This window comes from Massilia sp. P1_C10 (genome assembly GCF_056406475.1).
The window spans coordinates 103,515-116,346 of sequence record NZ_JBFUAC010000006.1; the positions used below are offsets into that span (position 1 = coordinate 103,515).

Genomic DNA, 12,832 nt, shown 5'->3' on the forward strand with positions numbered 1-12,832 from the left:
CATTAATTGCGCAGCGTCTGGATCGCCGCGGCACCCAGTCCAAAGTTGGCGAAAATCTGCGCCCATTCGCGGGTGCCCTGCGTGAATTTGGTCCAGGCCGTTTCCTTGTCCAGCTTTTCGGGGATCACGATGCTGTCACCGGGCATGACCTCGGACCCGCCAAATCCGCCCAGGAACCAGTTGCCAGATTCACGGGAAACCACGCTGCCGTCGACGCGCAAAATAAACGCATTTTCAAGGTCGGCATCACGGCTGGCGCCCGCCAGATTGATGTAATCCTTGATCCGCGCACCCGGACGCCACAACAGCGAGGACTCGGAATTGACGGCGCCAAACACGTGCACGAATTCCGGACGCGCCGGCACGACCAGCCGGTCGCCGTTCTCCAATTTCAACTGCGGCAGGCGGGCAAACGACTTTTCGGCTGGATTCATGCCGAACGCGATGCGGCCGGTCGGTTTCAGATTGCGCAGGCGCGCCACGGCTTCCTTGGCCGACAGCAGGTCGGCCTGGCGCTTCGCTTCGGCCACCTGGGCGTCAGTGGTGCCGCGCACGTTGGCGATCGATCTTGACTGTTCGTTGCGCAGCTGAGATTCGAGGCGGTCGGCGGCTTTCTGCAAATTCGCTTCCTGCTCCTTGCGCACTTGCTCGCGATAAAAGGCGGTGCCGAAGAGATAGGCATTCGTGGTCGGGCCGCCGGCACGCGCCATCAGCGATTGCAAGGTCTCGCCGGCAGTCATCTGATAGACGCCTGGAACGTTGACCTCGCCTTCAACCCGGACAAATACCCGCCGCTTGTCCATTGGCACAGTGACATCTTTCTGCGAAAAAATAGTGACCGTATCTCCGGGCTGCAACAAGACGTTGTCGGGACCGGCCGGATTGCTAAAAATTTTCCCCAAATTAAAAGGAATCAACACGACCGTCAGGTCGGTCCGGTTGATCCGCTCCACCACCGCGTAATCCCAGTTGATTTCATCGATCAAACCACCGATGCGGGAGGCAATAGTGTCCGCTTTTTCACCTTCGACCTGCTCGACCGGCCTGCCGGCGCCATCGACATTTCGCTCGTCTTCGATTTCGCCAGGCATGCCGCCGTTTGCGGTGGCGGTCCGGCGCTCGCCATTGCCAAGGCGGTTGCTGGTGGCGATCGCGTTGTTCTGGCGCCTGATCGAGCTACGGGTAATCAAGTATTCGCGGTTCGGAATCAGGTCGCTGATGCGCATTCCAGCCCGGTAAGGCGCACGAACCGCATGGTCGACATTGCCGCGCAGGATGACCGCGTTCGAGAAATCAGGGGTGATGGACGAAATGTTCAAGACGTCGCCGTTCTTCAACGTGCGGTTCAATCCCGCGGTATCGAGCGCGAACTGCTCCACGCTGCGCGGCTGGGTGCGGCTCGGGTCGATCCGCTCAAGGTAGGCCCGACGGGGATCGGCGACGACCGGCAATCCACCTGCCAACTCGAGCACCGACGCGACCGTGTCGGTCGGAGAGCGCAATTCGAAAATCGAAGGCTTGTTGACCATGCCGACCAGCGCCACGTAGCCGCTGGCGGCAGGGATGTAAATCGAGTCGCCGTCCTGCAGCTTGATGTCGGCAGACTTGTCGCCCTTGGCGATGAACGCATACAGGTCCAGCTCGGCCACCACCTTACCACCGCGTTTCACCTGCAGATGGCGCATGCTGCCGTTGAGGTTCGGGCCGCCGCTGGCAAACAGCGTCGTCACCAGGGTCGACAGACTCGACACCGTATAGGTGCCCGGGCGCTTCGCCTGACCGACGACATACACAGTGATGGCGCGCAGTTTTCCGAAATTGACGCTGATCGTCACGCCCTTGTACAGCCTGGCGACCGCGGCGCGAATAACCGCTTCCGCATCGCCCGCCTTGACACCCGCAAGCGCAACCGAGCCGACGGTAGGTATCGAGATCAGGCCGTTTCGGTCGATGGTGGCGCGATAGTCGATATCGATGGTCCCCCAGCCGCGGATCTGGAGCTCATCACCGGCGCCAAGCGGGTAATCCGCCGGCACCGGCGCACCGGAGATGGGGGTAAAGGTAGAGGGCGCATTGGCGAAAAATTCCGCGCCGAAAATTGGCAGGAGTTCGCCGGTGCTTTCGGCGATAAATTTCTGGAATTCGCTGGTGATCACAGGCGTGCGCCGCACGACGCCTTGCGGGATCGCTCCCTGCTGCTGACGCTGGAGGGCACGACGACCAGGCTCACTCTCCGGCACCGCCGCTGTATCCAGGTCGACTCCCGACACCGGCGCATTGGTAATCGAAACGCGTCGTGGTGCCGATCCATTAGATGGCACGTTGCTCGCCCCCAAAGAAGTGACGGGCTGATCGAACGAGTCGGTTTTGCCGGCGTCTTGGGCAAAAGCGGCAACAGAAGCTGCGGCCATCAGGGCAGCGAAGAGTTGACGGATAATTTTTGGCATTGAAAGATTCAGTGAAAAGGGTTCGAAGATGCCAGCTCAACTCAGCTTCACCCTCACGGCAAGAGGCGCTTCGTATAAGTCGCCTATCCGAAATGAAGAACAAGCAATTTCTCGGCATGGATCGACGAGATGCACTTCTTCACGATGACAGGCAGGGAGCCAGCCCCCTAACTTCCCGCCCTCCTGCAAAAGGGCAACTCGCAATTCTACAGGAGGAATGAGGTATGACCCAGCAACCTGCAGTGTTTGGTGTGGATTCCACAATACAATTTACCGATAAAACGACAGCGATTCCGGAAAGACAAGGTACCGCGCGGCTAAGCGATTAAGACACTCAGTCAATGACGCGGATTGATCGTCACTACGCCTTTCCGAAAGAGTTAGAAGTTTGACAGAGTTCTCGAAGGAAATTGTCACGCAATGTCACGAACGATCGATTTTTTTGTAATTATTTGTACCAATGCGCTTACGCAGTGCTGCCGACTCTCCTCGGCGAAAATTCTGGGGACGCTTAGGCCAGCAACTCCAGCTGCGCCTGGTTGAGATAGCACCACTCTCCTTCCGCCAAGCCCAGCGATTCGAGCGTCAGCTGGCCGATCGCCGAGCGGTGCAGCGCCACGCAGTGATTGCCCGCCGCCGCCAGCATGCGCTTGACCTGGTGGTACTTGCCCTGCTCCAGCACGATCTCGAGCTGATGCTCGCCGCGCGGAATGCAGGTCAGCGCCGCCAGCGGCGCCGGCTCGTCGTGCAGCTTGACGCCGGCCAGCAACTGGTCGACCAGGTCCTGGGTCACCGAATCCTGCGTGGTGGCCTGGTAAATTTTCGGAACGTGGCGCTTCGGCGACGATTGCGCATGGATAAAGGGACCATCGTCGGACATCAGCAACATGCCGGTGGTGTCGTGGTCGAGCCGGCCGACCGGCTGCACTTCGCGCCAGGTAAATTGCTCGGGCAGCAGCGTCAGCACGCCCGGATGATGGCTAGGCTTGCGCGAGCATTCGAAATTGGCCGGCTTGTGCAGGGCGATGTAGACGTGGGCGCGATACGCCCATTCCTCGCCAAACACCGTCAATATCAGGCGATCGGTATCAAACGTCGTCTTGTAGTTGGTGTGCGGCGCGCCGTTGACGGCAACTTCGCCGTCCTCGATCAGCGCGCGGCAGTATTTACGGGTACCGAAACCTTGGGATTGAAGAATGCGGTCCAGGGATAATTTGCTCATGCGCGGCACTTTACCAGAAGCGCTTGCGCCGCGTCAGCCCAGGCGTCGCAATGCGGGTCGGCAACAGCGTGAGTGATGCGGCGCACGACACACCTTTGACAAAGATCAAGCTTGCGACCCCGTCCGTTGGTACAGTGAAATCTCATTAGGAATCGGCCTAACGGCAACTCAGTAAATTCCCTAGCTCAGCTAGGACAACTTAACCTGGCAACCATCACGAGGACGACATGACCATCGACAATCACTGCGGCGGGGATGACCAGTTCCATGCTTCCTCCGCCCCGCATGCCGAGGCCCATTCCCGCGTCGCCCTCGAGCAGTCGGCGCTGTTCGCCGCCCGCCTGGCGATCGCGCGCTGGGCCAATGCCGCCGGCGCGCCGCCCCTGGCCCAGGCCGACTGGTACGCCCAGGCCCAGCACGATTTCCAGCAATGGCTGGGGCGCGGCGGCTTCGCCCAATACGCCGACGATTGCGCCGACCTGGCGCCGACCATGTACACGCTGGACGGCTACACTGCGCACCCGGCCGCTTCTGACATCCCGTCCGCCGCCGCCTGATTCCGCCCTCCCCATGCCCGCATCCCGGCATTGGCGCCTGCCGGCGCACGCAGGACACGCCATCAATTCGTTCAGCGGCGCAAAAAGGAAACGGCGGCATTGCGCCGCCGTTCCATACCCCCTAAGGAGTCATTCTCTGAGGAATTGAAATTCTCTCGATGCCGCATCAGCGATGCGGTTAGTAGTTCGGTTCGAATATATGATTAAGACTTACTAAACTTGTTATATTGGCCCCCTTGAATGAACTACGGGTTCAATATAGAACAATTGCCTGAACTTACAAGGAGAAAATTGCCGTTGCGATTAACGCAACGCCGGCTTCGCGCCGTGGTAGGCCGACTTCACCGCGCCGGCGCCGACCGCGGCGCCGAATTTCTTCAGCACCCGCTCCGGCAAGCCTTCGTGCGCGGTGTAATCGACGATGTCCTCGACCCGGACGACGTCGCGCGCCACGCTGTCGACGCTGCCGTAGCCGTCCGCCAGCCCCATCTCGATCGCCTTCGCGCCGCTCCAGAACAGGCCGGAGAACATTTCCGGGGTTTCCTTCAGGCGCTTGCCGCGCCCGCTGCGCACCACGCCGATGAACTGCTGGTGGATCTCGTTGATCATCGCCTGGGCGTGCGCCTTGTGCTTGTCCGACTGCGGGCTGAACGGATCGAGAAAGCCCTTATTTTCGCCGGCCGTCAGCAAACGCCGCTCAACGCCGAGCTTCTCCATCGTTCCGGTGAAGCCGAAGCCGTCCATCAGCACGCCGATCGATCCAACGATGCTGGCCTTGTTGACGTAAATCTTGTCGGCCGCGGCGGCGATGTAATAACCGCCCGAGGCGCAGATTTCGTCGACCACCACGTACAAGGGCTTGCTCGGGTAGCCCTTGCGCAGGCGCAGGATCTCGTCGACGATCATGCCGGCCTGGACCGGGCTGCCGCCCGGGCTGTTTATCCGCAGCACCACCGCCACCGAGCCGGCGTCGGAAAACGCCTTGTTCAGCGACGGGATCACGTTGTCGGCCGAGCCGCTGCCTTCGGATTCGATGCTGCCGTCGATCTCGATCAGCGCGGTGTGGCGCCCCAGCGCCTCGATGTCGGAGCCAGTGCTGAAATCGAAATACGCCCACAGCGCGAATATGATCGCGCCCAGGGTCAGCAGCTTGAAGAAGATGCCCCAGCGGCGCGCCGCGCGCTGCTCCTTGACGGTGGCAAACAGCAGCTTTTCCAGGGTTTCGCGCTCCCAGTTGGCGTTGATCGGCTCGCCCGGCGGAGTGCTGCTCGTGTTGTCGCTCATAGATCGTCAGGTGGTTGGGTGAATGGGAATGGTGCGCGGCGGCTGGATGAACTCGTCCGGCCGCCAGTAAATCTTGCCAAGCTCTTCATGCACGGCGATCGGCCGCAGCCGCCCGCCCTTGCACGGCCCGCCGGCGCACTGGCCGGTCTCGGGCACGTAGATGGCGCCATGCGTCGAGCACATCAGGAACAGCCCGCTCGATTCGAAAAACTCGCCCTCGGCCCAGTCCAGCTCGATCGGCACGTGGGCGCAGCGGTTCAGGTAGCCGTACACGGCGCCGTCGTAGCGCACCACGAAGCCGGTCGCCTCGTCGCCGAACGCGGTGACGGCGAAGCGCACCCCGCGCCCGCCTTCGAGCACGGCGTCGCCCTCGCAAATGAACAGCTGGCCGGCCGCCTCACCCGTCATCAGGCGTTCTCGCTCAGCCACTCGTGCAGGCGCGCCACGGTCGGCGCCGAAAACAGCGGCTTGCACGACTGCAGCTGGTCGACCGGATGGGCGCCGTACTCGACCGCGATGCCGGCCGCGCCGGCGTTGTTGGCCATCAGCAGGTCGTGGGTGGTGTCGCCGATCATCGCGGTGCGCCTCAGGTCCTGGCCCAGCTCGCGGGTCAGCTCCTGCAGCATCGCCGGGTGCGGCTTGGAAAACGTTTCGTCGGCGCAGCGCGTCGAGTGGAACAGCGACAGCAGGCCGACCGCGTTCAGCGCCCGGTTCAGGCCGACCCGGCTCTTGCCGGTGGCCACGGCCAGGAAGTAGCCGCGCTGCGACAATTCCGTCAGCATGTCGCGAACGCCGTCGAACAGCACCAGTTCCGGGTCCTTCGTCAGGTAATGGTAGCGATATCGCTCCACCATCTTCGGATACAGCGACGGCTCCAGGCCAGGCATCACCGCCTGCATCGCCTCGTGCAGTCCCAGCCCGATCACATGGGAGGCCTGGTCGTCGCGCGGCACCGGCAGGCCGAGGTCGCGCGCCGCCGCCTGGATGCTCTTGACGATCGTCGACGTGCTGTCCATCAGGGTGCCGTCCCAATCGAATACGATCAGGTCAAATTGCTTTCTTGCCATGTTTTGCGGCCGCTTGTGGCGGCCGGCTCCTTCCAGGGATTGTTTGATGCGCGCCGTGTCAGCGCTGCGCAATACTAAGCGGTTTCCCCAAGCTTACCAAGAAACGCTCGCATTCTGCCGGCAAGGGCGCGTTGACGGTCACCTGCTTGCCGGATTCCGGGTGGGTAAACGTGATCTGGTGCGCGTGCAGGAACATCCGTTTGAGCGCCCCGCGCGTGGCGTCGGCCTTGAGCAGCTGGCGGTTCAGCGCGAAATCGCCGTACTTGTCGTCGCCCAGGATCGGAAAGCCCGACGACGCCAGGTGCACCCGGATCTGGTGGGTGCGCCCGGTTTTCAGTTCGGCTTCGAGCAGGGCGAACTGCGGCCACTTGCGCAGCAGCGTGAACACCGTGTGCGACTCCATGCCGCCGGCCTGCACGCAGACCCGGCGCTCGCCCTCGGCCGTGGTGTACTTGTGCAGCGGCAGCTTGACGTGCTGGCGCGCGTTCTTCCAGTCGCCGCCCACCGCGGTCAGGTAGCGCTTGTCGGTCAGGCCGTCGCGCATCTGCTCGTGCAGGTTGGTCAGCGCCGAGCGCTTTTTCGCCAGCATCAGCACGCCGGAGGTTTCGCGGTCGAGCCGGTGCACCAGTTCGAGGAACTTGGCGTCCGGGCGCGACGCGCGCAGCTGCTCGATCACGCCGTACGACACGCCCGAGCCGCCATGCACCGCGGTGCCGCACGGTTTGTCGATCACCAGCAGGTGGGCGTCCTCGTACAGGATCGCGAATTCGGCGCCGGGCGCCGTGGGGGCGGTCTTTTCGGCGATCCGCACCGGCGGAATGCGCACCACGTCGCCGCTTTCCAAGCGGTACAGCTGGTCGATCCGGCCCTTGTTGACCCGCACCTCGCCCGAGCGCAGGATGCGGTAGACGTGGCTCTTCGGCACGCCCTTGCAGACGCGCAGCAGGTAGTTGTCGATCCGCTGGCCGGCCTCTTCTTCGGTGATTGTCACAAACTGCGCCTGGGGCTGATTGCCCGATGAAGGGGGAACAACATCGCTTTGCATCTTCATTTGTCCTGTCTTCCCAGAAATTCTCTCTAAGTCCTTCATTTTGAATATATAATCGACAGGCGGCGGTCAAACCTCTGCTGGTGTAAGAATTAAAACGATATTTTACACAGGGGCGTCTCCATCGGCCTCGCCAAATTGCAAATTCGATGGAAAATCGTGTACGCACATCCCTGCGCGAATCAAGGTTGCACCGTTGTTGTAATCGGATAACGCGCAAGGGTGCCGGAATGGATTGCTTGGAATTGTAAGGATAAGTACCGGCAAGCTGTCCCCAGTGGCCAGCTCGCCGGTTGATGGCGTCGATAACGCTTGTCGTTTTCGCCCGACCCGATGTAAGCCTCATCCCAAAGGCTTGAGAATAATGGCGGAACCAATCGCCTGTGGTTCGAAGTCTTAGGTTGTTCGCTGGCTACGGTTTGGCTCGTTGATTTGCCCACCGCCTGGCTGGTCCTGTGCCCCGGTTCGATCCGGGCAGCAATCGGGACAGTTGCAGGTGATGCGTGCACTCGGCATGTCGATCGACCCCACAGCGCCCTGTTGCGGCCGCAACGCAGTCGTTGCTGCGCCGTGCGTAAAGGCATACCCACCCTCCAGCTCTCCCCTCCGCGTACATCCCGTGATCTTTTGCCGCCCTGACAAAGCGGCCTGGAACGGCCTCGTGCCGTGGAGCTTATAAAAATGAAACGTATGTTGTTTAACGCTACGCAGCAAGAAGAACTGCGCGTGGCAATCGTCGACGGCCAGAAGCTGATCGACATCGATATCGAAACCGCCGGGCGCGAACAGCGCAAATCCAACATTTACAAGGGTGTCATCACCCGCATCGAGCCTTCGCTCGAGGCCTGCTTCGTCAGCTACGGCGAAGACCGCCACGGCTTCCTGCCGTTCAAGGAAGTCGCCCGCACCTACTTCCGCGAAGGCGTCGACGTGCGCACCGCGTCGATCAAGGATGCCCTGCGCGAAGGCCAGGAAATCATGGTCCAGGTCGAAAAAGAAGAGCGCGGCAACAAGGGCGCCGCCCTGACCTCGTTCGTCTCGCTGGCCGGCCGCTACCTGGTCCTGATGCCGAACAATCCGCGCGGCGGCGGCGTATCGCGCCGCGTCGAAGGCGAAGAGCGCCAGGAACTGCGCGAAACCATGGACAAGCTGGACTTGCCGCAAGGCATGTCCGTGATCGCCCGCACCGCCGGCATCGGCCGCAACGTCGAAGAGCTGCAGTGGGACCTGAACTACCTGATGCAGCTGTGGCGCGCGATCGAAGGCGCCGGCACCCAGGGCAAGGGCGCCTTCCTGATTTACCAGGAATCGTCGCTGGTGATCCGCGCGATCCGCGACTACTTCCAGCCGGACATCGGCGAGATCCTGATCGACACCGACGACATCTACGAGCAGGCCCATCAGTTCATGAGCCACGTGATGCCCGACATGGTGCACCGCGTCAAGCGCTACTCGGATGACGTGCCGCTGTTCTCGCGTTTCCAGATCGAACACCAGATCGAAACCGCGTACTCGCGCACCGTGCCGCTGCCATCGGGCGGCGCCATCGTGATCGACCACACCGAGGCGCTGGTCTCGGTCGACGTCAACTCGGCGCGCGCGACCCGCGGCTCGGACATCGAAACCACCGCCTTCAACACCAACTGCGAAGCGGCCGAGGAAGTGGCCCGCCAGCTGCGCCTGCGCGACCTGGGCGGCCTGATCGTCATCGACTTCATCGACATGGAAGTGGCGAAGAACCAGCGCGAGGTGGAAACCCGCCTGAAAGACGCGCTGCACCATGACCGTGCCCGCGTCCAGATGGGCAAGATCTCGCGCTTCGGCCTGATGGAACTGTCGCGCCAGCGCCTGCGTCCGTCGCTGTCCGAAGGCTCCCACGTCACCTGCCCGCGCTGCTCGGGCACCGGCCACATCCGCGACACCGAATCGTCCGCCCTGCAAGTCCTGCGCATCATCCAGGAAGAGGCGATGAAGGAGAACTCGGCCACCATCCACGTCCAGGTGCCGGTCGACGTCGCCGCTTTCCTGCTGAACGAAAAGCGCGGCGAAGTGCTGAAGATCGAGAACCGCCACCGCATCGGCGTGATCCTGATCCCGAACAAGCACCTCGACACCCCGCACTACAAGCTCGAGCGCATCAAGCATGACGATCCGCGCCTCGAAGACAGCCAGGCCAGCTACAACCTGGCCGAGAAGGCCGACACCGACATGGCCTACAGCAAGCGCCAGAAAGAAGACGTCAAACCGCGCCAGGAAGCCGTCGTCAAGACGATTACCCCGGCCCAGCCTGCGCCTATCGTCGACCGCTCCGAGCCGGTCAAGGCGCCCGCCGTCGCCGCCGCTCCGGTGCTGACCGCGCCGGCTGAGGAAAGCTTCCTCGACAAGATCATCAACTTCTTCATGGGCAAGAAGGCGGCGCCAGTCGTTGCCGCCCCTGCCCCGGTGGCGACGCCGTCCAAGCCGGCCGCTTCGTCCGACCGTGGCGGCGACCGCAACGGCCGTGGCCCGCGTGGCCGCAACCGTGGCGACAAGAAAGAGCGCGAGCCGCGTGAAGCCAGGCCGGGTGCAGCCGACGAGACCGCGAAAGCGGCCGAAGGCGAAAGCCGCGCCGCGCGTCCACCGCGTCCGCCGCGCGAGCCACGTCCGCCACGCGAGCCGCGCGAGCAGGTGGAAGGCGCCGCGCCGGCCGCACCGCGCGCCGAGCGCGGCGAGCGTCCTGACCGCGGCGAGCGCCCGGTGCGCGCGCCACGCGAACGCGCCGACTACCGCGCCGTCGTGGCCGATACCAAGGCCGAGGAAGTGGTTGCCGGCGAGGCGCTGGTCGCACCGACCGTAGAAGTGCAAGGTCCGGAAGGCATCCAGGAAGCCGCGCCGCAGCCGGTCAAGATGGTCACCACCATCGGCCCGAACGGCGAAGAGATCGAAGTCGAAGCCGGTGGCGATGAGCCGCGCCGCCGTCGCCGTCGTGGCGGCCGCAACCGCAATCGCCGCGACCGCGAGCAGGTCGAGGGCGTCGATGGCGTCGAAGGCGAGATGGCCGAAGGTGAAGAAGCGCCGGTCGCGGCCGTCGCTGCGCCAGCGTTCACCCCGGTCGCGGACCACGAAATGGCCGCGGCCGCAGTTGCCGAGCCGGAACCAGTGTCGGAGTACGTGATCGCCGAAGCCATCGAGATCGCTCCAGCGCCAGCGCCAGCGCCGGAACCGAAAGTCGAAGCGCCGGTCGTCGCAGAAGCCCCGGTCGCAGCGCCTGCACCAGTGCAAGCGCCGCTGTTCGCCGCCGAAGCGCCGGTTGCCGCCGAGCCAGTCGCCGAAGAGCGCGTGGTGGCCGCACCCGTCGCCGTGCAGACCATTCCGGAAGAAGTAGCTGCGCCTGCGGTCGAGGAAGCGCCAGTGGCGCAGCCCGAGCCGGCCGCAGTCGCTCCATCGCTGATTCCGGTACCTGCACCGGCGCCAGTAGCAGCAGCGCCAGTCGCAGCAGCGCCGGCGCCGGTTGCCGACCTGAACGAGATGCTCGGTTCGGCTGGCCTGGTCCTGGCAGCGACCGATCCTGAAAAGCTGCGTGCAGCCCAGGAAGCGGCAGCCAAGGTAGCGCCTCCGGTTCGCGTGCCGCGCGAGCGCAAGCCTTTGCCGCCGCCGGTGGACGAGCCGCTGATCCAGATCGACACCCGCCAGTAATAGGTGCGGTTAGACTGACAAAAAAGGGAAGCCGCGTGCTTCCCTTTTTTTATCCGCGGCGCCGACAAAACCGGGGTCAGGTCAGCCGGAGCGACGGGGACGCCGAGTCCCCAGCCCTTGGGCCGCGGCGCGTCCATTCTCAGCCGCAGCCATCGATCATCGCCATCGGCACGGTGGTCCACGCGATCCCCGCCTTCGCCAGCACCGACAGCACCGCGAGCATCCAACGATGCGGCGACCCGGGCGTGATCGCCGTGCGACGTGTTCTTCGGCCGCCACGTATTCTTCGAACATGGCCTGCTGAATATCGCCGCCATCAGCATCGGCGCGCTGGCTTTTATCGCCTTATTCCGCTTCAAAGTGGGCACCATCAAACTGATCTTCGCCTGTGCAGTTGCCGGCCTCGTGCTATCGTATTGGCATGGCTGAAAAAATCATCATGCTCAACGACGAGCGCAGGCCGCAGCTGGCCGTTCCCGCCGTCCTCGAAGCGCCCACCGGCCGCGTGGACGACGCTCTCGCGCGCCCGCTGCACGACCTGCGCATCTCCGTCACCGACCGCTGCAATTTCCGCTGCGTGTATTGCATGCCCAAGGAGGTGTTCGACAAGGACTACCAGTACCTGCCGCACACCTCGCTGCTGTCGTTCGAAGAAATCACCCGCATCGCCACCATCTTCGTCAACCACGGCGTCGAGAAGATCCGCCTGACCGGAGGCGAGCCGCTGCTGCGCAAGAACGTCGAGAAGCTGGTCGGCATGCTGGCCGAGCTGCGCACGCCGAGCGGCCGTCCGCTCGACCTCACCCTGACCACCAACGGATCGCTGCTGGCCCGCAAGGCGCAGTCACTGAAGGACGCGGGCCTGAACCGCGTCACCGTGTCGCTCGACTCGCTCGACGACGCCACCTTCAAGCGCATGAACGACGTCGACTTCGCGGTCGGCGATGTGCTGCACGGGATCGACGTCGCGCACCAGGTCGGCCTGGGACCGATCAAGATCAACATGGTCGTCAAGGGCGGCATGAACGACCAGGAAATCGTCCCGATGGCGCGCCACTTCAAGGGCACGCCGTACATCCTGCGCTTCATCGAATACATGGACGTGGGCGCGTCGAACGGCTGGAACATGGACGAAGTGATCCCGTCCGCCGACGTGGTGCGCCGCATCTCGGCCGACATGTCGCTCGAACCCATTGGCGCCAACTACACCGGCGAGACCGCCGCGCGCTGGCGCTACGTCGACGGCGGCGGCGAGGTCGGCATGATCTCCAGCGTCACGCAGTCGTTCTGCAAAGACTGCACGCGGGCGCGCCTGTCGACCGAGGGTCAGCTCTACACCTGCCTGTTCGCCACGCGCGGCCACGACCTGCGCGGCCTGCTGCGCAGCGGCCGCAGCGACGCCGAAATCTCCGGCGCGGTGGCGCAGCTGTGGCGCGCGCGCGCCGACCGCTACTCCGACACACGCACAATCAACACCACAGGCATCGAACGCGGCCCCAAGCGGGTCGAAATGTCTTACATCGGCGGGTAAA

Annotated in this window: 10 protein-coding genes; 4 read left to right on the top strand and 6 right to left on the bottom strand. The window is 63.5% G+C overall.

Annotated features, from left to right (window positions below):
- Positions 1–2: 2 nt before the first annotated feature.
- Positions 3–2,447, bottom strand: coding sequence for an SLBB domain-containing protein (locus tag AC1D02_RS14735; RefSeq protein ID WP_477318101.1), 2,445 nt, complete (start codon positions 2,445–2,447; stop codon positions 3–5).
- Positions 2,448–2,958: 511 nt separating this feature from the next.
- Complete coding sequence (locus AC1D02_RS14740) at positions 2,959–3,669, bottom strand: pseudouridine synthase (protein ID WP_477318103.1); 711 nt, start codon at positions 3,667–3,669, stop codon at positions 2,959–2,961.
- Positions 3,670–3,896: 227 nt separating this feature from the next.
- On the opposite strand from AC1D02_RS14740, the gene AC1D02_RS14745 reads away from it, so the two are divergent.
- Positions 3,897–4,226, top strand: a complete 330-nt coding sequence (locus tag AC1D02_RS14745; RefSeq protein ID WP_477318105.1) for a hypothetical protein — start codon at positions 3,897–3,899, stop codon at positions 4,224–4,226.
- A 303-nt stretch (positions 4,227–4,529) separates the two neighbouring features.
- Here the strand turns inward: AC1D02_RS14745 and AC1D02_RS14750 are convergent, their stop codons facing one another.
- The 4 genes from AC1D02_RS14750 to AC1D02_RS14765 are packed head-to-tail and all read right to left on the bottom strand — an operon-like array spanning position 4,530 to position 7,667.
- Positions 4,530–5,510 (bottom strand): S49 family peptidase, encoded by a 981-nt coding sequence (locus AC1D02_RS14750; protein ID WP_477318107.1) that lies wholly within the window; start codon positions 5,508–5,510, stop codon positions 4,530–4,532.
- A 6-nt stretch (positions 5,511–5,516) separates the two neighbouring features.
- Positions 5,517–5,918, bottom strand: coding sequence for a Rieske (2Fe-2S) protein (locus tag AC1D02_RS14755; protein ID WP_477318109.1), 402 nt, complete (start codon positions 5,916–5,918; stop codon positions 5,517–5,519).
- Positions 5,918–6,577 (bottom strand): HAD-IIIA family hydrolase, encoded by a 660-nt coding sequence (locus AC1D02_RS14760; RefSeq protein WP_477318111.1) that lies wholly within the window; start codon positions 6,575–6,577, stop codon positions 5,918–5,920. The genes AC1D02_RS14755 and AC1D02_RS14760 overlap by 1 nt, the downstream gene beginning before the upstream one ends.
- 58 nt (positions 6,578–6,635) lie before the next feature.
- A complete protein-coding gene (locus AC1D02_RS14765) occupies positions 6,636–7,667 on the bottom strand; it encodes an RluA family pseudouridine synthase (RefSeq protein WP_477318113.1) in 1,032 nt (343 codons plus the stop codon).
- A 639-nt stretch (positions 7,668–8,306) separates the two neighbouring features.
- Here AC1D02_RS14765 and AC1D02_RS14770 point away from each other — a divergent pair.
- The 3 genes from AC1D02_RS14770 to moaA all read left to right on the top strand — a co-directional run bounded on the left by AC1D02_RS14770 (position 8,307) and on the right by moaA (position 12,831).
- On the top strand, positions 8,307–11,300 hold the full coding sequence (locus AC1D02_RS14770) for an Rne/Rng family ribonuclease (RefSeq protein ID WP_477318115.1): 2,994 nt from the start codon (positions 8,307–8,309) through the stop codon (positions 11,298–11,300).
- Positions 11,301–11,561: 261 nt separating this feature from the next.
- Positions 11,562–11,729, top strand: a complete 168-nt coding sequence (locus tag AC1D02_RS14775) for a hypothetical protein (RefSeq protein ID WP_477318117.1) — start codon at positions 11,562–11,564, stop codon at positions 11,727–11,729.
- Positions 11,722–12,831, top strand: coding sequence for a GTP 3',8-cyclase MoaA (gene moaA, locus AC1D02_RS14780; RefSeq protein ID WP_477318119.1), 1,110 nt, complete (start codon positions 11,722–11,724; stop codon positions 12,829–12,831). The genes AC1D02_RS14775 and moaA overlap by 8 nt, the downstream gene beginning before the upstream one ends.
- Position 12,832: the final 1 nt, after the last annotated feature.

Coding starts and splice junctions, on each gene's coding strand:
- AC1D02_RS14735 (WP_477318101.1), bottom strand. CDS start 2,447: ATGCCAAAAATTATCCGTCAACTCTTCGCTGCCCTGATGGCCGCAGCT.
- AC1D02_RS14740 (WP_477318103.1), bottom strand. CDS start 3,669: ATGAGCAAATTATCCCTGGACCGCATTCTTCAATCCCAAGGTTTCGGT.
- AC1D02_RS14745 (WP_477318105.1), top strand. CDS start 3,897: ATGACCATCGACAATCACTGCGGCGGGGATGACCAGTTCCATGCTTCC.
- AC1D02_RS14750 (WP_477318107.1), bottom strand. CDS start 5,510: ATGAGCGACAACACGAGCAGCACTCCGCCGGGCGAGCCGATCAACGCC.
- AC1D02_RS14755 (WP_477318109.1), bottom strand. CDS start 5,918: ATGACGGGTGAGGCGGCCGGCCAGCTGTTCATTTGCGAGGGCGACGCC.
- AC1D02_RS14760 (WP_477318111.1), bottom strand. CDS start 6,577: ATGGCAAGAAAGCAATTTGACCTGATCGTATTCGATTGGGACGGCACC.
- AC1D02_RS14765 (WP_477318113.1), bottom strand. CDS start 7,667: ATGAAGGACTTAGAGAGAATTTCTGGGAAGACAGGACAAATGAAGATG.
- AC1D02_RS14770 (WP_477318115.1), top strand. CDS start 8,307: ATGAAACGTATGTTGTTTAACGCTACGCAGCAAGAAGAACTGCGCGTG.
- moaA (WP_477318119.1), top strand. CDS start 11,722: ATGGCTGAAAAAATCATCATGCTCAACGACGAGCGCAGGCCGCAGCTG.